Below are 25,656 nucleotides of genomic sequence, written 5' to 3' on the forward strand. Positions count from 1 at the left end.
TGAATGGTTTTTCAGAACATTCCTGCGAAATCCACAAACATTCTCTGGGGGGTACAAACCTTGAAAAAGCGTAAATTTGGTTTGGTAATGTCATTGCTTTTGGCAGCAGGCACAATGTTAGCTGGCTGTGGCGGCGATGATAAAGGCGGCGACAATGACAAGAAGTCCGATTTAAAAGTTGGTATGGTTACTGATTCAGGTACAATTGATGACAAGTCGTTCAACCAGGGTACTTGGGAAGGAATCCTAAAGGCTGAAGATGAGTTTGGAGTAAGCACAAAGTACCTAAAGCCAGCAGGTAATACTGAAGCTGAATACTTAAAAGAAATGGGTAACTTATACGACGCAGGATATAAGTTTATCGTTACACCGGGCTTTAAGTTCGAAACGGCTGTTTTCAAAGCCCAGGATAAATATAAAGATGCAAAATTCGTCATCCTTGATGGAAATCCACATAATGGAGACTACAACCCTGTAGTGAAAGAAAACACAGTTGCTGTATTCTTTGCAGAGCATGAGTCAGGTTTCCTTGCAGGTGTTGCAGCTGCTCTTGAATTAAAAGAGGGCGAAGCAGGCTTCATCGGCGGTATGGAAATCCCTGCTGTACAAAAGTTCAACTGGGGCTTCCAGCAAGGTCTTAAATATGCAAACGAAAACCTTGGAACAAACGTAACAATCAAAGCTGAAAACGTAATTTACCAAGGATCATTCGACAACGCTGCAGCTGGCGGACAAATTGCTGCTCAATATTATGACCGTGGCGTTGATGTAATCTTCACAGCTGCTGGCGGTGTTGGTGTTGGTGCGATCAACGAAGCTAAGAACCGTGCTAAAGCTGGCGAAAAAGTTTGGATCGTTGGTGTAGACGTGGACCAGTATGAAGATGGAAAATACGATGGCGACAAATCTGTTATCCTGACTTCTGCTATGAAGAAACTTGACCAAGTTTCTTACGACATGGTTAAGGCTGAGTTAGACGGTAAATTCCCTGGTGGACAAACATTGACTTTCGATGCGAAAAACGATGGTGTCGGTCTTCCTGAAAAGAACCCTAACTTGAGCGACGAAACAACAAGCAAGGTTAAGGAAGTTTTCGAAAAGATTAAATCTGGTGATGTTAAGGTCTCTGCTGAACAAGGAGATTTGTTTAAGTAAATTAGAGCGAAAGAGACGGTGGCTTCCGTCTCTTTTGTCTATCAAAGTCCGAACGGTAAATATTTGAAATTTAGGGCCGGAATATTTTTAATCTTTCAAGTCTTTAAATGTTTTTACCTGAAGTACTGTTCCAGTATAGGGGACTCCCTATTTTAAAAAGGTATAGAGTCTATTACAAAGGTGAGTGCTACTATGAGTTATGTTGTAGAAATGTTAAATATCCGGAAAGAGTTTCCAGGTATTGTAGCCAACGATAATATCACCCTAACGCTTAAAAAAGGGGAAATTCATGCACTATTAGGGGAAAACGGTGCAGGAAAGTCTACCTTGATGGGTGTTTTATTCGGCATGTATCAGCCAGAAAGAGGCGTCGTTAAAGTAAATGGTAAAGAAGTGCGCATTACGAACCCAAATGTTGCTAACCGTCTAGGAATAGGGATGGTGCACCAGCATTTTAAACTGGTAGAAAATTTTACCGTGACTGAAAATATCATATTGGGCAGCGAACCACTTAAAGGCATGGTGCTTGATATTGATAAGGCAGCTAAAAGAATTGAAGAATTGTCCAAGCATTATGGATTGAATGTAGATCCTCACGCGAAAATTGAAGATATATCAGTAGGTATGCAGCAAAGAGTAGAAATTTTGAAAATGCTTTACCGAGAAGCGGATGTCTTAATATTGGATGAACCAACAGCAGTTCTTACACCATCGGAAATCGAAGAATTGATGAAGATTATGCGCAACCTTATCAAAGAAGGAAAGTCTATCATAATTATCACTCATAAACTGAAAGAAATTAAAGCAGTAGCTGATCGCTGTACGGTTATTCGCCGTGGGAAAGGAATCGGCACTGTCAATGTGGCTGAAGCAAGTGAGGCGAGCCTTGCAGAAATGATGGTAGGCCGCCATGTTTCATTCAAAGTGGATAAGAAAGAAAGTACTCCTGGAGAGGTAGTACTAAAAATAGATTCTCTGTCTGTGAAAAATAATAGAAAAGTAATGGGTCTTAAAGATTTTTCACTTGAAGTAAGAGCAGGTGAAATAGTAGGAGTCGCTGGTGTTGAAGGCAATGGTCAAACAGAACTTGTTGAGGCGATAACAGGATTAAGAAAGGCTGAGTCGGGGACAGTTCTCGTAAGTGGCCAGGAAATCACAAACCTCCCTATTCGCGAGAGACTTGAACAAGGAATTAGCCATATTCCTGAAGACAGGCATAAACGCGGGCTTGTACTGGACTATACTTTAGAATCAAACATGGTATTGCAAATATACAATAAACTGCCTTTCTCAAAGTATGGAATCTTAAATCCATCAGCAATGAAAACGTATGCACAAAACATCCTGACGAACTTTGATGTGCGTTCAGGTGAAGGTGCTGCTTCGATTGCAAGGACCCTCTCAGGTGGTAACCAGCAGAAAGCTATTATCGGCAGGGAGCTGGAGTTGGATCCTAAGCTTTTGATTGCGGTTCAGCCAACACGTGGTTTGGACGTGGGATCAATAGAATACATCCATAAGAGAATAATAGAACATCGAGATAAAGGAAACGCTGTATTATTGATTTCATTAGAGCTGGATGAGGTATTACAATTATCGGACCGTATTGCCATTGTTAACAATGGAGAACTCGTAGGTACAGTAATCGCTTCTGAAACGAATGAAAATGAAGTTGGTTTGATGATGGCAGGCGTGGCTAAGGAGAGAAGCATATGAGACATACCATCGTATCATTAATTTCCATTATTTTAGGACTGATAGCCGGGGGAATCCTGATGCTTTTCATCGGCAGCAACCCGATTGAAGGATACACCTATTTGCTTCAAGGGGCACTGAAAAATCTTGAACGTATCGGGAATACTCTTGCAACTGCTACTCCTTTGATTTTCACTGGTCTTTCCGTTGCTTTTGCCTTCCGTACAGGACTTTTTAATATCGGTGCGTCAGGCCAAATGCTGATCGGCGGATTGCTGGCTTCAGCGGTAGGATTAACGTATGATCTGTCTAGGCCGGTTCTGCTCCTTGTCATGGTCATTGTTGGTCTGATTGGTGGAGCATTATGGGCATTCATACCTGGATTGCTTAAGGCAAAGTTTAACGTTCACGAGGTAGTTTCAACGATCATGATGAACTGGATTGCCTACTGGACAGTCTATTATGTCATTCCTTCTTATTTTAAAGGTGAATTCCTTGAAACTGAATCTAAGACATTAGCAGATTCAGCAACGCTGAAAGCACCGTTCTTAACAGAAATGTTTGCTGGATCTTATATTAACCTTGGTCTTTTCCTTGCAGTTATTGCTGTTATCATCGTATCGTTTATCATTAATAAGACAACTTTAGGTTTTGAACTTAAGGCTGTTGGTTTTAACAGACATGCTGCTGAATATGCGGGTATGAAGGTGAATCGCAATATCATCTTATCAATGCTGATTTCCGGGGCACTTGCTGGCCTTGGCGGTGTTGCATTATACACGGGTAATGCTTCAACGATCCAAATAGGGATTCTTCCTGCGCAGGGATATGACGGCATTGCCGTAGCCCTTCTTGGTGCTAATAACCCAATTGGTGTATTTTTTGCCGCTATTTTATTCGGTATCCTTTACTCAGGTACAGGCTTTATGAATGCCATGACTGAAATCCCGCCTGAATTGGCGAATACGATCATCGCGATCATTATTTACTTTGCCGCAACAAGTGTAATGATTGAGCGTTTGTTGAACAAATTCATGAAGAATAGATCACATAAAAAAGAAAAAAGTGGTCCTGTAGTCGAGAAGGGAGATTCCTAAGATGTGGTCAATTATAGAACAAATATTTCCTTACGCGATTATCTTTACAATACCTCTTCTTATTACAGCCTTAGGCGGTCTTTTCAGCGAAAGAAGCGGTATTGTTAATATTGCACTTGAAGGGTTAATGGTCATTGGTGCTTTTTCAGCCGCACTATCGATTCATTATATGAGTGACGTTATTGACAACAACACTTTGGTTCTTTGGCTTGGATTGCTTGTTGCCGTTGTTGCAGGGGTACTCGTTTCCCTCCTTCACGCTTTTGCGAGTATAAATTTAAATGCTAACCAGATCATAAGTGGTACTGCGATTAATATGATTGCGACTGCACTTACGATTTTCCTCGCAAGGAATATTACTGGAAGTGGAAACATCAGGATCACGAGCGGTTTTTCACCGTCAAATGTTCCTTTCCTTTCGGATATTCCTGTTATCGGTGATTTATTTTTCACGAAGACATATCCAACCACATGGTTTGTCTTGCTAATCTTATTCGTTAGCTCATTCGTTTTATATAAGACAAGATTTGGTCTTCGTTTAAGATCATGTGGAGAATTTCCTCAAGCTGCTGAAGCAGCCGGGATTAACGTTAGAAGAGTCCGTTACAGTGGCGTACTTATCTCGGGAGCGTTTGCCGGATTGGGCGGCGCATTGATCATCGTTACCTATGCAGGTGAATTTACTGGAACTGTTTCTGGCCTTGGATTCCTTGCGCTCGCTTCATTGATCTTTGGACAGTGGAAACCATTTGGTGTGTTGGCTGCTACATTCTTCTTTGGCTTTGCTAGTACAATTGCTAACGTATCACAGGTAATTCCAGAATTGGCTGTCATCCCGCCAATCCTATTGAAGATTTTCCCATATGTGGTAACATTGATCGCATTGGTCATCTTCTCTAAATCGTCACAGGCACCAAAGGCTGTCGGTGAAACATTTGATAGTGGAAAACGGTAATTACGATTACGACACAAACAAAGTAGAAAGAGGCACCTGGATCCCAGGTGCCTCTTTTTTGATTTGCCCATGAATAATTTCCATCATTTTATCTCAAATTAAGAAGTTTTGAACATATTATTTTTAGTAACTTTAAAACTATTATGATAAAATAAAGGGAAAGTTGGTTAAAAATAACAGCAGTAAGAGGTTAAATTAAATGAAACTTTCTTTATATATGGATGACCGTGAAACGGAGAAAATCTTTTCATATTTACGCTGGATCTTTCTGGCTGTCGGTCTGCTTGTGTTTTATTATCCGCCGCTTGCAGACAGACTTAATTTTACAAAAGAAACTTTTCCATTACTGCTGCTGGTTGGATTTGTATACATGGCAGCGGCCCAGATTGCTCTGATTAAAATTGCCCCCGGTAACCAGTACCTTAACTTACTGGCAAAGGCTGGTATCTTATTCGATTATGTTGCACTAATGTGGCTGTTGTTCCTGACAAATGGAGTCATGTCACCGCTTTTTCCAATCGCCTATTTGCTTGTCATGCATGCAACAATTTACTGGAGGACAATGGGAGCAATCATCTCATCTGCTGCTTTGACAGTTGGTTATTCTGCCATCTATATGGCACAGGGCCAACATGAATTTTTTACGACCTTTGTTTTTATTCTTAATATATTTTTTATATGGGTAGTCGGGGTTTTCGGATCAATGATCGTCATTAGGGAAAGAAAGCACTTTAGGCAAAAGGAAATTTTCCATGAACTTATGTTCACTGATTATTTAACTGGATTGTACAATCACCGCCATTTTCAGGAGCAGTTAAGGATCCTAACTTCATCACGACAAAAATTCATGTTAGTGATGGGGGATATCGATCATTTTAAACAAGTCAATGATCAATACGGCCATTTGACCGGGGATGAAATCCTGAGGAGGATAGGTGGGGTGTTCAAGGTGCTTGCCGAAAAGCATGGTGCACAGGCGTTTCGATATGGAGGAGAAGAATTCGCTTTTCTGTTACCCGAATTGAGTAGTAAACAGCAAATCAGCTTTTTTGATGCCCTCTATTCTACTCTTGATACAAATACATTCAGTGAAGAATGCGTATCTGTTACAATGAGTTTCGGCATCGTATCATCAAAAGACCAGGAATTACCCGATAAGCTTCTCGGATGCGCGGATCAGCTGCTTTACAGTGCAAAGGCGGCTGGCAAGAATCAAGCGAAGTTTGAGACGGGATATACATATTATTATTCAGCAGCTAATGCTGAAAGTGCAGCGGCAACTCAATAATAGGCTTCCCATCCGGGGAGCTTTTGCTGTATTTGAAAGGCCCAAAGTATCACCAATTTGGCTATTGCTTGAATTAGACAAAACGTGAAAGGTATAGTTAGAGTATATTTATAGGAATATTAAATATAGGCATCTCGACGTATACATAAAAAAAGATAAATGTTTTGTTTGCTTAAAAAAGTTAAGAAGAGTGCTGTAAGGCTTTATATGGCGTTAAAAATAAAGGAGGATTTCTATGGCTGTCATTTCAGAATCAATCAAAGATATGAAAGGCTACAAGCTCCATGTAGTAAAAACAGAAAAGTTCAAGACCAATACAATCGTCTGGAAGATGAAATCACCGCTCACAAGCGAAAACGTTACCAAGCGTGCTTTGTTGCCATATGTGCTGCAAAGCAGCTCTAAAGCATATCCAACAACATCAAAGCTTCGTTCCTATTTAGATGAGCTTTATGGCGCAAATTTATATGTAGATGTTTCAAAAAAGGGTGAATACCAGGTGATCAGCTTTTCACTTGAAATTGCCAATGAAAAATTCTTAAGCGACCCTGAACCTTTGCTGAAAAAGGGGATGGAACTAATAGCTGAAATCCTGGTGAATCCACTCGCGGAAAATGAAACATTTGACAAGGAAACTGTTGAAAAGGAAAAGCGGACATTAAAACAGCGTATCCAGGCCGTGTATGATGATAAAATGAGATACTCCAATTTCAGGCTTGTTCAAGAAATGTGCGCAGGGGAGCCATATGCACTCCATGTTAATGGTGAAATCGATGATATTGCTGAGATTAATGAGCAAAATCTTTATTCTTACTACAAACAGGCTTTTGCAGAAGATGAGCTTGACCTTTTTATCATCGGTGATGTAAATGAAGTTGAAGTACAATCCATTGCTGAAAACCTGCTGAAGTTTGAACAGCGCACACCGAAAATAGTAGAAACAACTCCGTCAGCAAATGTCGAAGAAAAAACAGTTAAAGAAAAAGAAGATGTGAAACAAGGGAAATTGAATATCGGTTATAGAACAAATATCTTCTATGGTGATCACGATTACTTTGCCCTTCAGGTGTTCAATGGAATTTTTGGCGGTTTTTCACATTCCAAGCTGTTTATAAATGTTAGGGAAAAAAATAGCCTGGCATACTATGTAGCAAGCCGCCTTGAGAGTCACAAAGGACTGATGATGGTGATGTCCGGAATCGAGTTCAATAATTTTGAACTGGCAGTGAAAATCATCCGAGAACAAATGCAGGCTATGCAAGCAGGTGATTTCACCGAACAGGAAATAGAGCAGACAAAAGCCGTCATTGAGAACCAGATGCTTGAAACATTGGATACAGCAAGAGGGATGGTAGAAGTTCTTTATCACAATGTCGTGTCAGAACAAAAGGTCAACCTTGATGACTGGCTCACAGGAATGGGCAAAACCACGAAGGAAGAAATCGTCGAAGTAGCCAACAAAGTGAAAATGGATACCATCTACTTCTTAACTGGATTGGAGGCGGATAAATAATGGATAAGATTATTTTTGAACAGCTTCAGGAAGAGATGTATTATGAGAAACTGGATAACGGACTGGATGTATACATCCTACCTAAAAAGGGCTTCAATAAAACGTATGCAACATTCACGACCAAATATGGTTCAATCGATAATCATTTCCTGCCGCCAGAAAAAGACGAGTTTGTCAAGGTACCCGATGGTATTGCGCATTTTTTAGAGCATAAATTATTCGAAAAGGAAGATGGGGACGTCTTCCAACAATTCAGTAAGCAAGGTGCATCGGCAAATGCTTTCACTTCTTTTACAAGGACAGCTTATTTGTTTTCAAGTACTTCAAACGTTGAAAAGAACCTGGAGACTCTGATCGATTTTGTTCAAGAGCCCTATTTTACCGAAAAGACCGTTGAAAAGGAAAAGGGAATTATCGGCCAGGAAATCACCATGTATGACGATAATCCTGACTGGAGACTGTATTTCGGGTTGATTCAGAATATGTACAAAAATCACCCTGTCAGCATTGATATTGCAGGGACGATCGAGTCGATCTCACATATTACCAAGGATATGCTTTATGAATGCTATGAGACCTTCTACCACCCGAGCAATATGCTTCTGTTTGTTGTCGGCCCGGTAAGCCCTGATGAAACAATGGGCATGATCAAGGGTAACCAGAGCAAGAAAGAATACAAAAATAAACCAGAAATTAAGCGTGAATTTGATGAAGAACAGGCTGGAGTAGCAGAAAAGAAACAGGTTCTCAAAATGAATGTCCAAACCTCAAAGTGTCTTGTGGGCATAAAAGCTGCCGATACAAATCAGGCTGGCAAAGAGATGCTTAAAAATGAACTGGCAACAAATGTGATGCTCGACATTATATTTGGGAAGAGCTCAGAGAACTATACTGAATTATATGGTTCTGGGCTGATTGATGATACATTCTCCTATGACTACACGCAAGAGCAAGGATTTGGCTTTGCGATGGTGGGAGGCGACACGAACGAACCGGACCTCCTTGCTGAGAAGCTTGAAGGCATGCTAATGGACGCAAAATCAGGTAACATGCTGACAGCAGACAGTCTCGAGAGGACAAAAAAGAAAAAATCGGTGCGTTTCTCCGTGCAGTTAACTCACCTGAGTATATTGCCAATCAGTTTACCCGCTATGCATTTAATGAAATGGATTTGTTTGAGGTTGTTCCAGTCCTTGAAAGTCTTACACTGGACGATATTAAGCAGGCTGCTGATAGCTTGATTGCGGAAGAGCGCCTGACTGTATGCCAGGTCGTTCCCAAAGAGAAATAAAAGCTTGTTTCAGCAATGTTGGAAGAGCATAATAATGTCTATGTATGCGCCGGTGCTGTCCGGCGCATTTTCAATTAGAGAATTAAGAGAGGAACATTAGAATGAAAAAGTTCGCATTAGTAACCGGCGCAAGCGGCGGGCTTGGGCAGGCTATTTCTTTGAGGCTTGCAGAAGCAGGTTATTCGCTTTACCTACATTACAATACCAATGAAAAAGGAATACAATCAATACTTGATCAGCTCCAACATTATCCAGGTGAATATATCCCTGTCAAAGCAGATTTAGCTTCAAAAACTGGATATACCGATTTGGCAAGAAATGTTTTTTCTTTGGATGCTATTGTTCATAATGCAGGGAACGCTGTGTATGGATTGCTTGAGGAATTGGAAGAAAACGCAGCTGAGCAGCTGATACAAATCCACGTTACATCCCCGCTTCTGCTGACAAAAATGTTAATACCTAAATTGGTCCGAAAAAAAACGGTGGCATCGTCATTGTGTCTTCTATTTGGGGACAGACAGGAGCTGCTTGTGAAGTAGCCTATTCAATGGTAAAAGGAGCACAAATTTCTTTTGCAAAAGCATTGAGTAAAGAGCTGGCACCCTCCGGTATCAGAGTGAACGCTGTTGCCCCGGGAGTGATCTCAACCCCAATGCTGAGTGACTTTACATCAGATGAGATTGAGGCCATGGCGGATGAAATTCCAGCCGGAAGACTTGGAGTACCCCGTGAAGTGGCAGAGAGTGTTGAATTCCTGCTCTCAGAAAAGTCCTCTTATATAACAGGCCAAGTATTGGCTGTTAATGGAGGATGGCACACATAAAAAGATTTTGTGACAAATTTTCAAAAGGTCCAGCTTGATGAATAATTAACGTCTTACGTATGCAAAATAACGTTGTACTATTTTAGACAAGGAGGTTGTCAATATGTCCGTACTGGATAATTGGAATCAATGGAAGGATTTCTTGGGAGACCGACTTAATCAGGCTGATGACCAAGGAATGAACAAAGAAGTCATGGGCGACCTTGCCTACCAAATAGGGGACTATCTTGCTAAGAATGTGGATCCAAAAAATGAGCAAGAAAGAGTTCTATCAGACCTTTGGTCAGTAGCAAGCCCTGATGAACAGCATGCTATTGCAACGATGATGGTAAAGCTAGTACAAAATAACGGAACCAAGTAATATATGCTTGGTATTGAGAGAGGGGAGATTGAGTTCCTCTCTTTTTTTATTGGCTCAGAAAAAGCGCATGAACAATTTCCTAACGCCAGTCTGCCTTGCTAAGGAGATGCTCGAGTTAGGTTGTAACAGGATACAGGACGTTATGTTGACAATCCAAACAAAAGGAACATCAGCTTTTAAAATCTGGCTTGTTTTTCCTTTCATCTTCAACCAAAATCATATATTATAGAAGCTAGATAATTCATGTCAAAATGTGTCGCAAAAAATAGCAGAGGAGGACAATGATGGAGAAAAAAGAATGGTACTTGGAATATGAGATTGTAATCAACCGTCCGGGACTGCTTGGCGATATTTCTTCTTTGCTTGGGATGCTATCAATTAACATTGTTACGATCAATGGGGTGGATGAAGGCAGACGCGGGCTGTTGATGCTTGCTAAAGACGATGACCAAATTGAGCGATTAGATTCAATTTTAAATACAATGGATACAATAAGAGTAATCAAGATCCGACAACCAAAGCTTCGCGACCGAATGGCAGTCAGACACGGACGATATATCCAGAGGGATGCGGATGATAAAAAAACATTCCGGTTTGTAAGGAGTGAGCTTGGACTCCTCGTCGATTTTATGGCAGAATTGTTTAAGCAGGACGGACATAAGCTCATAGGGATTCGTGGGATGCCGCGAGTTGGCAAAACGGAATCTGTTGTTGCTTCAAGCGTTTGCGCGAATAAAAGATGGCTATTTGTTTCTTCAACCCTGCTGAAACAAACCATTCGCAATCAATTGATTGAAGATGAATACAATGCTGAAAACTTATTTATCATTGACGGGATTGTTTCTACAAGAAGGGCTAATGAACGTCATTGGCAGCTGGTCAGGGAAATCATGCGGCTTCCGGCGGTAAAGGTAGTGGAACATCCGGATATTTTCGTACAAAATACGGAATACACATTGGATGATTTTGATTATATTATTGAGCTTCGCAATGATCCGAACGAAGAAATTGTTTACGATATGGTGCAGAAAAACCACATGTTTACTGATTCTGATTTTGGAGGATTTGATTTTTAACAGTATTGGAAGGTGTTATCGTGACTGAGTTAGGAAATATTTTAAAAGAAGCACGTGAAGCAAGAGGCCTCAGCCTGGACGAGTTGCAGTCCATCACGAAAATACAAAAGCGCTACCTAATTGGCATCGAAGACGGGAATTATTCTATGATGCCAGGTAAATTTTATGTCCGCGCCTTTATCAAACAGTATGCCGAAGCAGTAGGACTGGACCCAGACCCGTTGTTCGAGCAGTATAAAAACGAGATTCCCAATACATACAATGAAGAGCTACCTGAGCAGCTTTCGCGGGTCCAGTCTCGGAGAAGCATTTCACCAGACACCTCTAAAATCTTGGATGTACTTCCCAAAATTTTAATTGGTATATTTATAATCGGTGCCATCGCATTAATCTGGTATCTGATTGTCCAGAATGCTGGTGATGAAGCGAAAGAGCCATCAACAACTGAAAAAGGGAAACCTGCGTTAGAAGAATCAGAAAAAATTTCTGATGAGGGCAGCGGAAACGATGAAGCGGATCAAGCTGGTGACGTCGAGGATGAGCCTGCAGACGAGGAAACAGCGCCTGAAGAAACGCCTGCCCAGGAACTAACAATGGTCACTAATAGCGGCAGCAATACAACTTATGAAGTAAAGAATACAAATAAATTTGTTGTGAAGATCGTTTCATTAGGACAGACGTGGGTTGGGGTTTCAAATGGGACAGGCAAGACAGTATTCCAGGAAACGCTGGTAAAAGGAAAGAATGAGAACAAATCAGTGGATTTATCAAATGAAACGCAAGCAATTATTAATGTCGGATATGCGCCAGATACGGAAATTTATGTGAATGACCAAAAGCTGGAGTATGCGGTTTCCCCGCAAGAAGACATGACACAGAAAATTATCATCAACTTTGTGAAATAATTCTTATTGAACCTAAAGTAAGTTTGAACCGCCCGTATGGACTTATGTTTATACGGGCTAAAATTATAATGGATAGTAATTTTATCTACATATTGCATACAAAAGCGGAATGCAGATATCTGTAATTTGCTATTTTTCATCTTGGAGGATAAAGAATATGAACTTGCCTAATAAAATTACGATTTCACGGATTTTTCTTATTCCGTTATTTCTAATCGTGATGATTGTACCTTTTTCGTGGGGGGGAATTTCTCTGCTTGGTACAACAATGCCAGTTACCCATCTAATTGGTGCACTTATTTATATTTTTGCCTCAGTGACTGACTGGGTAGACGGTTATTTAGCCAGAAAACACAACCTTGTCACGAACCTGGGGAAATTTTTGGACCCGCTGGCAGATAAGCTGCTTGTCTCTTCTGCGCTTATTGTCTTAGTAGAACTTGGCTATGCAGCTGCATGGATCGTCATCGTGATCATCAGCAGGGAGTTTGCCGTTACCGGCCTTCGCCTTCTCCTCGCAGGGGGCGGTGAGGTTGTAGCAGCTAAAATGCCTGGCAAAATAAAGATGTGGGCCCAAACTGTCGCCATCTCTGCATTACTGTTGCACAATATCATATTCGAAGCGTTTTCTATTCCATTTGCGGACATCGCTTTATGGGTAGCAATGTTCTTTACAATTTGGTCTGGGTGGGACTATTTCGCGAAAAATAAGGATATTTTCAAGAACTCAAAATAATGGCAGCCATTGGGGGATTATGGAGATGAATGCTGAAATTATTGCGGTAGGATCTGAATTGCTATTGGGGCAAATCGTCAATACAAATGCTAGATTTCTGTCAAGGCAGCTAGCTGACCTCGGAATAAATGTTTTCTATCATACTGTTGTGGGTGATAATCCCGAGAGGCTGAAGCAAGCCGTGAAAGTAGCTCAAGAACGTGCCGAATTCATCCTTTTCACCGGAGGACTAGGGCCTACTAAGGATGATCTTACAAAAGATACGATTGCTGCACAGCTTGGGAAGCAGCTTGTAATGGATCAGGAAGCAATGGTATCAATTGAACATTATTTTAAAAAGACAAACAGGGAAATGACAGAAAACAACCGAAGGCAAGCACTAGTGATCGATGGATCGATTATTTTGAAGAATGATAATGGTATGGCTCCTGGAATGTTTCTAACAACTGAGAATCACAAATACATGCTTCTCCCTGGTCCGCCATCCGAGATGGAACCAATGTTCACAAAATATGGACAGGAAGCGATTGCGGGCATGTTTGGCAGGCAGGCAAAAATCGAGTCCAGGGTGCTCCGTTTCTTTGGAATTGGAGAGGCGGCACTTGAAGCAAAGATTGAGGATCTAATCGATGCCCAAAGCAATCCAACGATTGCACCTTTAGCCGGGGACAGCGAAGTGACATTAAGGCTCACTGCAAGAGATGATACCTCTGAAACAGCTCAAACGCTCATTGACAGAGTTGAAGCTGATATTATGGCACGTGTTGGCGAATTTTTTTATGGTTATGACGAAACTTCACTCATGGCTGAACTTTCGAAGCTTCTAAAGGAAAAAGATTTGACTTTAACAGCAGCTGAAAGTTTGACTGGAGGTATGTTCCAGCAGGAACTCACTTCTATTCCTGGGGTGAGCAGCATTTTCAAGGGTGGAATCGTTTGCTACTCAAATGAGGCCAAAATTGGATTAGTGAACATCCCGCCAGAAACCATCGGAACTTTTGGTGCCGTAAGCAGCGAATGTGCAAAGGAACTTGCAGTTAACGCAGCTTTAATCTTAAACGCAGACATAGGAATCAGTTTCACGGGCGTTGCAGGTCCAGATGAATTAGAAGGCCGCCCTGCAGGAACTGTATATATTGGGATATCGATAAAAGGCCAGCCGGCATATGCAGAAAAACTTCAGCTTGGCGGATCCAGGAAAGCAATCAGAACGCGTGCAGTAAAGTATGGCTGTTTTTTATTGCTTAATAGATTGGCAGGAACACGGAAGCGATGAGCTCCGTGTTTTTTTATTAATTAGGAAATTATAAATTTTTTCAGGTGTGGATTACTCAAGGCGGATTTGCTTAATCCAGCTCCAGCGCCTAGCCCCTCGAGTCGCTTCGGTCCTCCCAATGAAGTCAAAGAACGACTTCACTGGGCGGCCCTCCAGCGCTTGTCGGGGCTGACCAAGGCGCTTGCGCTTTTTGTTCTGGGCGTGAAATAGACAGATTCTTTTTGGAAATGGTGTTTTCAGTGGATTGGCAATTTGAAAATTAGTAAAAAAAGATATAGAAAATCAGTTTTGCCTAATTGAAACTGATGAAAAAAAACGAATAAATGTTCGATTTTTTGATGGACAAACTGCTATGAAAAAGGTATAGTAATAGTAGGAATTAAATAAGAGATTTGCGGGCAGGCAGAATGCCAGTTCGTTTTTATATAAAAGGAGGAAAATTGAGTGAGTGATCGTCAAGCCGCATTAGATATGGCGTTAAAGCAAATTGAGAAACAATTTGGTAAAGGCTCAGTTATGAAATTGGGAGAGAAGACTGACACTAAGATTTCAACTTCTCCAAGTGGCTCGCTCGCATTGGATGTTGCTTTAGGAATAGGCGGATATCCTCGCGGACGTGTTATCGAAATATACGGACCAGAAAGTTCAGGTAAAACAACAGTTGCGCTTCATGCGATTGCAGAAGTACAGGCTAACGGCGGACAAGCTGCGTTTATTGATGCAGAACATGCTCTTGATCCTGTATATGCTCAAAAGCTTGGTGTTAATATCGATGAACTTCTTCTTTCACAGCCAGATACGGGTGAACAAGCTTTGGAAATTGCTGAAGCACTTGTTCGAAGCGGAGCAATTGATATTATCGTTATTGACTCTGTTGCTGCACTTGTACCAAAGGCTGAAATTGAAGGGGAAATGGGTGATTCCCACGTAGGTCTGCAAGCTCGTTTGATGTCTCAGGCTTTGCGTAAGCTTTCTGGTGCTATCAATAAATCTAAGACTCTTGCCATTTTCATTAACCAGATTCGTGAAAAAGTCGGTGTAATGTTCGGTAACCCTGAAACAACACCTGGTGGACGCGCATTGAAGTTCTATTCAAGTGTACGTCTAGAAGTCCGCCGTGCCGAAACATTGAAGCAGGGCAATGATATGGTAGGTAACAAAACAAAGATTAAAGTTGTTAAGAACAAGGTTGCTCCTCCGTTCCGTACAGCTGAAGTTGATATCATGTACGGCGAAGGAATCTCTAAAGAGGGCGAGATCATCGATATTGGCTCAGAACTCGATATCGTTCAAAAGAGCGGTTCATGGTATTCTTATAATGAAGAACGCCTTGGACAAGGAAGGGAAAACGCGAAGATTTTCCTTAAAGAGAACCCGTCCATCCGCCTTGAAATCCAGAAGAAGATCCGGAATCACTATGGCCTTGATGGAGAATTTACTGTAACTGAAAGTGAAGAAGACCAGGAAGAACTTGAACTGGATTAAAACTCTAGCTTGAATATTAACACAAGGTCTCCTGTAACCAGGAGGCCTTGTTTGGTTTGTTTTAAACAGGATGTGTAAAAGCTCATTGTTGAATTTAGTACTCTGTTGATTGGATTGGGAGGTGAGATACTTGTCGACAACAGTATCTCTTTTCCTCCAAGCAGTATTGATTCAAGGAGCCTATTCAGTGTCATGAAAGATGATTGAGTAAGTCCCAGCAAGTGACCAGAGCAGAGGACCCTTCTGGCACTGCTGCCGAAAGCGAGTGCTTGGAGTGTAAATCAACAGCCAGCTCAATCAAAGTATCTGGATAAAAATTAGAAAAAAAAGAATAATGAATAAAAAGGTTTAGAATCCTTGGGGGACAAACCCTTGACAATAAAATTTAGCAGCTTTACAATTAAAAATGTATATTTTACATTTTCATGGTATTAAAAACGTTTAAAAGCATTAGAGCTGTATGTTGATGCTTGAAACAATGTACATGCCGACACTTTAAAAAACGTAACACAAGTTCATAGCAAGAGGAGGTGAAAATGATGGATCCTATTATTTTGATCATCTCCATTTTGCTTGGCCTATTCGTCGGTGCAGTTGTTGGCTATTTTTATCGTAAATCCGTTGCGGAAGCAAAAATTGCAGGTGCCAGAAACGCTGCTGAGCAGATTATCGAAGATGCGAAGCGCGGAGCAGAGGCTATGAAAAAAGAAGCCCTGCTAGAGGCTAAGGATGAAAATCACAAGCTGCGCACTGAAGCAGAGCGTGAAATTCGTGAGCGAAGAAATGAACTGCAAAAACAAGAAAATCGTTTATTGCAAAAAGAGGAGAATCTTGACCGTAAAGATGAGACGTTGAATAAACGTGAAAATCTTTTAGAGAAAAAAGATGACGCTCTTTCCAAAAGACAACAGCATATTGAAGAGATGGAAAGCAAAGTGGACGAGATGGTACGAAATCAGCAGGCTGAACTAGAACGCATCTCGGGCTTAACGCGTGATGAGGCTAAATCCATCATTTTGGAGCGAACTGAGCAAGAACTTGCTCACGACATTGCACTAATGATTAAGGAAAACGAAAACAGGGCGAAAGAGGAATCCGATAAAAAAGCTAAGGAAGTTCTTTCACTAGCCATCCAACGATGCGCAGCTGACCATGTTGCTGAAACAACTGTGTCAGTCGTAAACCTTCCGAATGACGAAATGAAGGGACGCATTATCGGCCGTGAGGGACGGAATATCCGTACCCTGGAAACGTTGACGGGAATCGACCTCATTATTGATGACACTCCGGAAGCAGTAATCCTATCCGGTTTCGATCCAATCAGGCGTGAAACAGCCCGTTTAGCTCTAGACAAGCTAGTTCAGGACGGACGTATTCATCCGGCTCGAATTGAGGAAATGGTTGAGAAGGCACGCCGTGAAGTGGATGAGCACATCCGTGAGGTTGGGGAACAAACAACCTTCGAAGTGGGCGTTCACGGACTGCATCCAGACTTAATCAAAATTCTTGGCCGTTTGAAGTATCGAACCAGCTACGGACAGAATGTTCTAAAGCATTCAATGGAAGTAGCGCAGTTGTCCGGCTTACTTGCTGCTGAGTTAGGTGAAGATGAGACATTAGCTCGCCGTGCAGGACTCCTGCATGACATCGGAAAGGCGATCGACCATGAAGTAGAAGGAAGCCACGTAGAAATAGGAGTGGAACTTGCTACTAAGTATAAGGAGCATCCTGTTGTCATCAATAGTATTGCTTCTCACCATGGCGATACTGAGCCAACTTCGGTCATTGCAGTACTCGTTGCTGCTGCTGATGCATTGTCAGCTGCAAGGCCTGGTGCCCGCAGCGAAGCGCTTGAAAACTACATTAGACGCCTTGAAAGATTGGAAGAGATTTCTGAATCATATGAAGGAGTCGAAAAGTCGTTTGCAATTCAAGCAGGCAGAGAAATCAGGATTATGGTTAGACCTGATCAAATTGATGACTTGCAGGCTCACCGCCTGGCCCGTGATATCCGTAAGAAAATCGAGGAAGAGCTCGATTATCCGGGGCATATCAAGGTTACAGTCATCCGTGAGACTCGGGCAGTTGAATACGCAAAATAAAGCGGTGCTTTTGCACCGCTTTTTTTATTTGATGTTGATGTTCTGTTTATACGCCCGCTTATAGATTTACTTAATGATATGTGAGTATGATACAATTTGATTTATACAGCTTAAATTTGAGACAGGAAAGGGAATTTTGATGCGGATTTTATTTGTGGGAGACGTAGTAGGTTCTCCAGGACGAGATATGGTAACCGAATACTTGCCTAAATTGAAAGAAAAATATCGGCCGACTGTGACCATCATCAATGGTGAAAATGCGGCAAGTGGAAAAGGGATAACTGAAAAGATTTATCGTCAATTTCTTGAAGAGGGAGCACAGGCTGTAACGCTTGGAAACCATGCCTGGGATAACCGTGACATTTTTGAATTTATTGATAATGCGAAATATCTAGTGAGACCTGCCAATTTCCCTGAAGAAGTACCAGGAAAGGGCATTGTATATTTAAAGATTAATCAGGAAGAACTTGCGATCATCAATTTACAGGGGAGAACCTTTTTAACCCCGATTGATTGTCCTTTTAAAAAGGCAGATGAATTGATTGCAGAAGCAAGGAAAAGAACGCCGCTGATTTTTGTGGATTTCCACGCTGAGGCAACAAGTGAGAAGCAAGCGATGGGCTGGTACCTTGACGGTAAAGTATCAGCAGTTGTAGGAACGCATACTCATGTACAGACAGCGGATCAGAGAATCCTGCCTAATGGTACAGCATTTTTATCCGATGTGGGCATGACGGGGCCATATGACGGCATATTGGGCGTCGAGAAAGAAGCTGTCCTAAGAAGGTTTTTGACAAGCCTTCCCACGAGGTTTGAGGTGGCGAAGGACGGTCGCTCTCAGCTATCTGCTGTCTTGATTGACCTTGACAAGAAAACAGGCAAGGCAGTGAAGGTACAAACGATCCTTGTCAATGATGACCACCCATTCTATACGTAATGAAAAGAATTAGTTTTTACGACTTTCTCCGCAGATTTTTTATTGCGGGTCATATGTAGGCTTCCTCCTGAATATAGTAGCAGTGGAACAAACAAACCTGGATGTCCTCTTATGGCATCCAGGATCGGGACAATATAAGGAGGAGCCAGGAATGGAAATATTAAAAGTTTCAGCAAAATCTAATCCTAATTCTGTAGCTGGTGCGCTTGCTGGAGTACTGCGCGAAAGAGGCGGCGCAGAAATCCAGGCGATTGGAGCGGGTGCATTAAATCAGGCCGTAAAGGCAGTAGCAATCGCAAGAGGGTTCGTAGCACCTAGCGGCGTCGATCTAATTTGCATCCCGGCATTTACTGATATCCTGATTGATGGCGAAGAACGAACGGCAATCAAACTGATCGTAGAACCCAGGTAACTCTGGCGGAAGTCCGTCATAAAGATAGAATTTGGTTTTTTAAAAGACTTATATGGTTCAGATAATCTGCCTGTTTGCTTTTGCAAGCAGGTTTCTTTCGTTTTTTGCCGTATTATCAATATAAATAGGAGGAGTTCTTATGAAAATATTCGATGCTCACTGTGATGTGTTATATAAGTTATTTATGAATCCAAACCTCGATTTCGGCAGTTCAAAGGAGTTGCAGGTAAATCTGGAGCATTTGATCACTTCAAAGACCAAAGTTCAATTTTTTGCCATCTATGTCCCGGAATCGGTCCATCCTGATTTAAAATTTCAGGCAGCGCTTAAGATGGCGGACTTATTTTACGAGAAGGTCCTCTCGACCTATCCGCAGATGAAGCTCGTAAAAAGCAAAGAGGAAATACGTGAGTTGGGAGAAAATGAAATAGGGGCGATGCTGACGCTGGAGGGCTGTGACGCAATCGGACAGGATCTGTTGAAGTTGCGAACATTGCTGAGGCTGGGAGTCAGAGCAGTGGGGTTAACATGGAATTATGGGAACTATGTTGCAGATGGTGCGTTGGAAGAACGAGGAGCAGGACTTTCAAGATTCGGCAAACAGGTAATAAAGGTGTTAAACGACACAAATACGGCTTGCGATGTCTCCCATCTATCAGAGCGAGGGTTCTGGGATGTAATTGAAACGAGCAGGTATATGTTTGCTTCACATTCCAATTGTCATTCTCTTTGTCAGCATCCGCGAAACCTGCGGAATGACCAGATCATGGCATTAATTGAACGAGACTCAGTAATGGGACTTACATTTGTGCCGGAATTTTTATCCGGAACTAAGGAAGCTGTATTAGATGATGTTCTCCGTCATCTGGAATATGTATGTTCATTAGGAGGAGAGAACCATGTGGGATTTGGCTCTGACTTTGACGGTACCGAATTTTCGGTTACAAAGCTAGCTAAAAACAACCAATACGAAAACTTATGGAATGAATTGCAAAAATACTATTCTGATATACAAGTAAAGAAGTTTTTATTTTCGAATATGGCGGAGCGACTTCCTTGGGGAAACGGTAAAACTCAATAGCATCAAGGGGTTTGCCTGTTTTTTAGTTAAAAGCGGAAGGCGATGAACTTATAATATTTTAATAAATAAAAAAATATTCATATTTTCGTCAATATTTCCTTATAAAGGGTTGCTTTTTTTTTCACATAGGTCTAGAATTGTAAGCGTTTAGTACCATCCTTTTGCTAGATTTCAGATGCGATTTTGTTTGAAAACCGTTAATTCTAGTGAATGACTAGGAAAAGTGCTACACTTAATAACGAAGCGTTTTTACATATTTTTTTACGTATCTAAAGGGGTGTAAGAGATGATCAATCAACTTTCATGGAAAGTTGGCGGACAGCAGGGAGAAGGAATTGAATCTACCGGGGAAATTTTCTCTATTGCATTGAACCGTCTAGGCTACTACTTGTATGGCTACCGTCACTTTTCATCACGTATCAAGGGCGGGCATACAAATAATAAAATTCGAGTAAGCACTACAGAGGTTCGATCTATTTCTGACGATTTAGATATTCTTGTAGCCTTCGACCAAGAAACAATCGATGTTAACTACAAAGAATTGCATGAGAATGGCGTAATTATTGCTGATGCTAAGTTTGACCCAAAGAAGCCAGAGGATACTCAAGCTGCGATGTATGCGGTTCCATTTACGGAAATGGCTACTGAACTGGGAACATCTCTTATGAAAAACATGGTTGCCATCGGTGCGACTAGTGCTATTTTAGACTTGGATATCCAGGTTTTTGAAGAAGTCGTCCAGGAAATCTTCGGACGCAAAGGACAACAAGTTGTCGATAAAAATATGGAAGCCATCAAAGCGGGCTACGAATATACGAAACAACAATTAGGCGATTCAGAGACTATGCAGCTTGAAAAAGCGGATGGTCAAAAACGCCTATTTATGATTGGTAACGATGCGATTGCACTTGGTGCTGTGGCAGCAGGCTGCCGATTCATGGCTGCTTATCCAATCACACCTGCATCAGAAATCATGGAATATTTGATCAAGAAACTTCCTGCTCTTGGCGGAACAGTTATCCAGACAGAAGATGAAATTGCGGCCGTTACGATGACAATTGGAGCAAACTATGGTGGCGTGCGTGCGCTTACAGCTTCAGCAGGTCCTGGTCTTTCATTGAAGATGGAAGCAATCGGTCTTTCAGGTATAACTGAAACTCCGCTTGTTATTGTTGACACTCAGCGTGGCGGTCCATCAACAGGTCTTCCTACTAAACAGGAACAATCCGACCTTATGGCAATGATTTATGGAACTCACGGTGAGATTCCTAAAATTGTTATGGCTCCAAGTACTGTTCAGGAAGCTTTCTACGATACAACAGAAGCTTTTAACCTTGCAGAAGAATATCAGTGCCCGGTTATTGTGCTGACTGACCTTCAGTTATCATTAGGAAAGCAGACTGTTGAACCGCTTGAGTTTGACAAAGTTGAAATCCGCCGCGGGAAATTAGCTACAGAAGCACTTCCTGAAATTGATGACAAGGGTTACTTTAAGCGTTACGAAGTGACTGAAGATGGTGTATCACCACGTGTCGTTCCAGGAATGAAGAACGGTATCCACCATGTTACTGGTGTTGAGCATGACGAAACTGGTAAACCTTCAGAATCTGCAGCGAACCGTATTGCCCAGATGGATAAGCGTTTCCGCAAGATCAGCAATCTGAAGTTCGATACTCCAATCCATAAAAACGCTCCACATGAGGAAGCTGATCTATTGATCGTAGGTTTCAACTCTACACGTGGTGCGATTGAAGAAGCAATGGGTAGACTTGAGAAGGACGGTTTGAAAGTAAACCACGCACACGTGCGCCTGATCCACCCATTCCCAGCTGAAGAAATGATGCAGCTCGTTAAATCTGCAAAGAAGGTTGCAGTTATTGAAAATAATGCAACAGGACAGCTGGCAAACATCATGAAGATGAATGTGGGAAGTCACGAGAAGATCACCAAGATCCTCAAGTATGACGGAAATCCATTCTTGCCGCAGGAAGTCCACACAAAATGCAAGGAGTTGTTCTAGGATGGCGACTTTTAAAGAATTTCGCAATAATGTAAAACCAAACTGGTGCCCAGGCTGTGGTGACTTCTCTGTACAGGCGGCAATTCAGCGTGCAGCAGCGAATGTTGGACTAGAGCCAGAAGGTTTGGCCGTTATTTCAGGTATCGGCTGTTCTGGCCGTATCTCCGGATATATTAACTCTTACGGATTCCACGGGATCCATGGTCGTGCCCTTCCTATCGCGCAGGGCGTGAAAATGGCGAACCGTGATTTGACAGTTATCGCTTCAGGTGGAGACGGTGATGGATTCGCGATCGGAATGGGACATACTGTCCATGCGATCCGCCGTAACATCAATATTACTTATATCGTTATGGATAACCAGATTTACGGTTTGACAAAGGGACAAACATCCCCTCGTTCTGCTGCTGGATTCAAGACGAAATCAACTCCAATGGGCTCAATCGAACAAGCGATTTCTCCAATGGAATTAGCATTGACAGCTGGCGCTACATTCGTGGCACAAAGCTTCTCAACTGATCTTAAGGATCTAACCGCTCTTATCGAAGCAGGAATCAATCATGAAGGTTTCTCTTTAATCAATGTATTCAGCCCGTGTGTAACTTACAATAAAGTCAACACATATGACTGGTTCAAAGAAAACCTGACAAAGCTTAGCGATATCGAAGGATATGATCCATCAAACCGCGAAGCTGCAATGCAAACTTTGATGCAGCATAATGGACTTGTAACTGGCTTAATCTATCAAAACACCGAGCGCAAATCATACCAGGAGCTAGTAAGCGGCTACTCAGAAACTCCGCTTGTAAATGCAGACCTTAAGCTTGATCAAGCTCACTTTGATAAGCTAGTTGCAGAATTCATGTAATTAAATTGTCTCTAAATTCTAAGAGGTACTTAGAATGGACAATTTTAGACCCCAATCATTTGATTGGGGTTTTTATTATCGTTTATTCGTGACAAGCATCACACCTAAAGATAAATTGTTGAGGTAATATTGGATATTAGACAGGCATTTTTCTAAAGGAATGCTGTATTTCCAGTGCCTACTATTGTTTTCATTGATTGAAGAGTTTATACTATTATAATGTGTATATTTAATATTTTCAGGGTTTCAAAATTCATTAGCCCTGTTTTTAAAAATGCGGCAGTGTTCTGGTGTTACCCTCCAGTGCCGGACCGTTTTTAGTCTGAATGAGCTGCTAATAATACCCTTATTCATAGCAGCGGATTAAAGCAATTCGTAGCGGCTCAAATCGCTCACGCTTTTCTAACGAAAGGGGATCTACAATGAACGAGAAACAACGCTTGGAAAGCCAACAAGTACAAAATGCTGATTCTTCGGACAAAAAATCCGATAAGGATTACAGCAAGTACTTTGAAACAGTTTATACAGCTCCTTCCTTGAAGGATGCGAAGAAACGAGGCAAGGAAGAAGTATCGTATCATAAGGACTTTGCCATTCCTGAGCAGTTTCATGGAATGGGCCATGGGCGTAAGTTCTACATCCGCACGTACGGGTGTCAGATGAATGAGCATGACACAGAAGTAATGGCAGGTATCTTCTTAAACCTTGGTTATGAACCGACTGACACGGTGGAGGACGCAAATGTCATTCTTTTAAATACTTGTGCGATCAGAGAAAATGCTGAAAATAAAGTTTTTGGAGAGCTTGGACATCTAAAACATTTGAAAAAAGAAAAGCCCGACCTCCTGTTGGGTGTTTGTGGATGTATGTCACAGGAAGAATCAGTCGTTAATAAGATTTTAAAAACATATAACCAGGTTGATATGATTTTTGGAACACATAATATCCACCGTTTGCCAAACATCCTTCATGAAGCATATATGTCGAAGGAAATGGTAATTGAGGTTTGGTCTAAGGAAGGGGATGTAATTGAAAACCTTCCTAAAGTTCGCCGGGGCAATATTAAGGCATGGGTTAACATCATGTATGGATGTGATAAGTTCTGCACATACTGCATCGTTCCTTATACTCGCGGCAAGGAACGCAGCCGTCGTCCAGAAGATATCATCCAGGAAGTACGCCAGCTTGCTGCACAGGGCTATCAGGAAATTACCCTGCTAGGGCAGAACGTAAACGCGTATGGCAAAGACTTTACTGATATGACGTTTAGTCTTGGTGACCTAATGGATGAAATCCGTAAAATTAATATTCCTAGAATCCGTTTTACAACAAGCCATCCTCGCGACTTTGATGATCATTTGATCGAAGTGCTCGCTAAAGGCGGTAATTTGATGGATCATATCCATCTGCCGGTACAATCAGGTTCCACTGATGTATTGAAGATTATGGCACGTAAATATACACGTGAACAATATCTTGAGCTAGTCCGTAAAATTAAGGCAGCAATCCCTAATGTTACTATGACTACAGATATAATTGTAGGCTATCCGAATGAAACCGACGAGCAATTTGAAGAAACAATGTCCCTTGTTCGTGAAGTTGGCTTTGAAGCAGCATATACGTTCATTTATTCTCCAAGGGAAGGAACACCTGCTGCGAAGATGCAGGACAATGTCCCGATGGAAGTAAAGAAAGAGCGTTTGCAGCGGTTGAATGCACTTGTTAATGAGCAATCTGCACAGTCCATGAAAAGATATCAGGATCAGATTGTTGAAGTACTGGTAGAAGGCGAAAGCAAGAACAACCCTGATGTCCTTGCTGGCTATACAAGCAAGCTGAAGCTTGTGAATTTTGTCGGTCCAAAAACAGCGATTGGCAAAATTGTGAAAGTGAAAATTACAAATGCAAAAACATGGTCATTAAACGGGGAAATGATCGAAGAATTTGAACCAGTTGAGGTGAAGTAAGTTGGCTAAATACAATAAAGATGACATTATCAAGCGTTCAAGAGAAATAGCATTAATGATTGCTGAGACGGAGGAAGTTGACTTTTTCAAGCGTGCAGAAGCTCAGATTCACGAAAATGAAAAAGTAAAAACCATTATTTCTTCTATCAAAGGTTTGCAAAAACAGGCTGTTAACTTCCAGCACTACGGAAAAACAGAAGCTCTACAAAAGACTGAAGAAAAAATTGCTTCCTTAGAGCAGCAGCTTGATGAAATTCCAGTTGTACAAGAATTCAAGCAATCACAAATGGAAGTAAATGATCTGCTTCAATTAATTGCTACAACGATCTCAAACACCGTTACAGATGAGGTGGTTGCTTCAACTGGCGGAGACGTTCTTCGCGGGGAAACTGGTGCAGCGATCAAAAATGGTGAGAGCTGTGGCAGCGGCTGCAGTCATTAAACAATTAAAATTTTATTGGAACATGGCATCTATACAAGATAGATGCCATGTTTTTTTATGTTCTTGCCTACACTTTTTCATCAATCGGGAACATTCACCGCGAATGGGCATACAATGAACTATGCCTAAGTTTTTACTAGCTGTTCTAAAATTAATCGCACACTAGTCTAA

The 25,656-nt window shown here is 41.6% G+C and carries 20 protein-coding genes and 2 pseudogenes; all 22 read left to right on the plus strand.

Going from position 1 to position 25,656, the window contains the following annotated elements; all coding sequences use genetic code 11:
* The first annotated feature begins 60 nt into the window (after positions 1-60).
* A complete protein-coding gene (locus AABM38_RS09075) occupies positions 61-1,155 on the plus strand; it encodes a BMP family lipoprotein (RefSeq protein WP_423410075.1) in 1,095 nt (364 codons plus the stop codon).
* A 192-nt stretch (positions 1,156-1,347) separates the two neighbouring features.
* Positions 1,348-2,871: an ABC transporter ATP-binding protein gene (locus AABM38_RS09080; protein ID WP_423410076.1), complete on the plus strand. Its 1,524-nt coding sequence runs from the start codon at positions 1,348-1,350 to the stop codon at positions 2,869-2,871.
* Positions 2,868-3,947 carry an ABC transporter permease gene (locus tag AABM38_RS09085; protein WP_423410077.1) on the plus strand — a complete coding sequence of 360 codons (1,080 nt, stop codon included), beginning with the start codon at positions 2,868-2,870 and terminating at the stop codon, positions 3,945-3,947. Before AABM38_RS09080 ends, AABM38_RS09085 begins: the two co-directional genes overlap by 4 nt.
* A gap of 1 nt (position 3,948) precedes the next feature.
* On the plus strand, positions 3,949-4,902 hold the full coding sequence (locus tag AABM38_RS09090; RefSeq protein WP_423410078.1) for an ABC transporter permease: 954 nt from the start codon (positions 3,949-3,951) through the stop codon (positions 4,900-4,902).
* Positions 4,903-5,101: 199 nt separating this feature from the next.
* Complete coding sequence (locus AABM38_RS09095) at positions 5,102-6,190, plus strand: GGDEF domain-containing protein (RefSeq protein ID WP_423410079.1); 1,089 nt, start codon at positions 5,102-5,104, stop codon at positions 6,188-6,190.
* 235 nt (positions 6,191-6,425) lie between these two features.
* On the plus strand, positions 6,426-7,703 hold the full coding sequence (yfmF, locus tag AABM38_RS09100) for an EF-P 5-aminopentanol modification-associated protein YfmF (protein WP_423410080.1): 1,278 nt from the start codon (positions 6,426-6,428) through the stop codon (positions 7,701-7,703).
* A pseudogene (yfmH, locus tag AABM38_RS09105) lies at positions 7,703-8,994 on the plus strand (EF-P 5-aminopentanol modification-associated protein YfmH). Before yfmF ends, yfmH begins: the two are co-directional and overlap by 1 nt.
* Before the next feature lie 101 nt (positions 8,995-9,095).
* Positions 9,096-9,817, plus strand: a pseudogene (ymfI, locus tag AABM38_RS09110) (elongation factor P 5-aminopentanone reductase).
* Between the two features lie 103 nt (positions 9,818-9,920).
* On the plus strand, positions 9,921-10,178 hold the full coding sequence (locus AABM38_RS09115) for a DUF3243 domain-containing protein (protein ID WP_335374917.1): 258 nt from the start codon (positions 9,921-9,923) through the stop codon (positions 10,176-10,178).
* Positions 10,179-10,462: 284 nt separating this feature from the next.
* Positions 10,463-11,254 (plus strand): DUF3388 domain-containing protein, encoded by a 792-nt coding sequence (locus AABM38_RS09120; protein ID WP_423410698.1) that lies wholly within the window; start codon positions 10,463-10,465, stop codon positions 11,252-11,254.
* 20 nt (positions 11,255-11,274) lie between these two features.
* Positions 11,275-12,159, plus strand: coding sequence for a RodZ domain-containing protein (locus AABM38_RS09125; RefSeq protein ID WP_423410081.1), 885 nt, complete (start codon positions 11,275-11,277; stop codon positions 12,157-12,159).
* A 157-nt stretch (positions 12,160-12,316) separates the two neighbouring features.
* On the plus strand, positions 12,317-12,895 hold the full coding sequence (pgsA, locus tag AABM38_RS09130) for a CDP-diacylglycerol--glycerol-3-phosphate 3-phosphatidyltransferase (RefSeq protein ID WP_423410082.1): 579 nt from the start codon (positions 12,317-12,319) through the stop codon (positions 12,893-12,895).
* Positions 12,896-12,920: 25 nt separating this feature from the next.
* Positions 12,921-14,171, plus strand: a complete 1,251-nt coding sequence (locus AABM38_RS09135; RefSeq protein ID WP_423410083.1) for a competence/damage-inducible protein A — start codon at positions 12,921-12,923, stop codon at positions 14,169-14,171.
* A 444-nt stretch (positions 14,172-14,615) separates the two neighbouring features.
* A complete protein-coding gene (gene recA / locus AABM38_RS09140) occupies positions 14,616-15,656 on the plus strand; it encodes a recombinase RecA (protein WP_423410084.1) in 1,041 nt (346 codons plus the stop codon).
* A 539-nt stretch (positions 15,657-16,195) separates the two neighbouring features.
* Complete coding sequence (gene rny, locus AABM38_RS09145) at positions 16,196-17,758, plus strand: ribonuclease Y (protein ID WP_423410699.1); 1,563 nt, start codon at positions 16,196-16,198, stop codon at positions 17,756-17,758.
* Positions 17,759-17,897: 139 nt separating this feature from the next.
* Positions 17,898-18,695, plus strand: a complete 798-nt coding sequence (locus tag AABM38_RS09150; protein WP_423410085.1) for a TIGR00282 family metallophosphoesterase — start codon at positions 17,898-17,900, stop codon at positions 18,693-18,695.
* 151 nt (positions 18,696-18,846) lie between these two features.
* Complete coding sequence (gene spoVS, locus AABM38_RS09155) at positions 18,847-19,107, plus strand: stage V sporulation protein SpoVS (RefSeq protein WP_010193268.1); 261 nt, start codon at positions 18,847-18,849, stop codon at positions 19,105-19,107.
* A 139-nt stretch (positions 19,108-19,246) separates the two neighbouring features.
* Positions 19,247-20,188, plus strand: coding sequence for a dipeptidase (locus tag AABM38_RS09160; protein WP_423410086.1), 942 nt, complete (start codon positions 19,247-19,249; stop codon positions 20,186-20,188).
* A 286-nt stretch (positions 20,189-20,474) separates the two neighbouring features.
* Positions 20,475-22,208: a 2-oxoacid:acceptor oxidoreductase subunit alpha gene (locus AABM38_RS09165; protein WP_423410087.1), complete on the plus strand. Its 1,734-nt coding sequence runs from the start codon at positions 20,475-20,477 to the stop codon at positions 22,206-22,208.
* Between the two features lies 1 nt (position 22,209).
* A complete protein-coding gene (locus AABM38_RS09170) occupies positions 22,210-23,076 on the plus strand; it encodes a 2-oxoacid:ferredoxin oxidoreductase subunit beta (RefSeq protein WP_423410088.1) in 867 nt (288 codons plus the stop codon).
* Positions 23,077-23,498: 422 nt separating this feature from the next.
* Entirely contained in the window at positions 23,499-25,043 is a 1,545-nt protein-coding gene (gene miaB / locus AABM38_RS09175) for a tRNA (N6-isopentenyl adenosine(37)-C2)-methylthiotransferase MiaB (RefSeq protein ID WP_423410089.1), read from the plus strand.
* A gap of 1 nt (position 25,044) precedes the next feature.
* Entirely contained in the window at positions 25,045-25,485 is a 441-nt protein-coding gene (locus AABM38_RS09180) for a RicAFT regulatory complex protein RicA family protein (RefSeq protein WP_423410090.1), read from the plus strand.
* The last annotated feature ends 171 nt before the right edge of the window (positions 25,486-25,656 follow it).

It is taken from the genome of Heyndrickxia sp. MSNUG, from assembly GCF_049532715.1.
In the GTDB taxonomy this organism is placed as follows: Bacteria; Bacillota; Bacilli; order Bacillales; family Cytobacillaceae; genus Mesobacillus.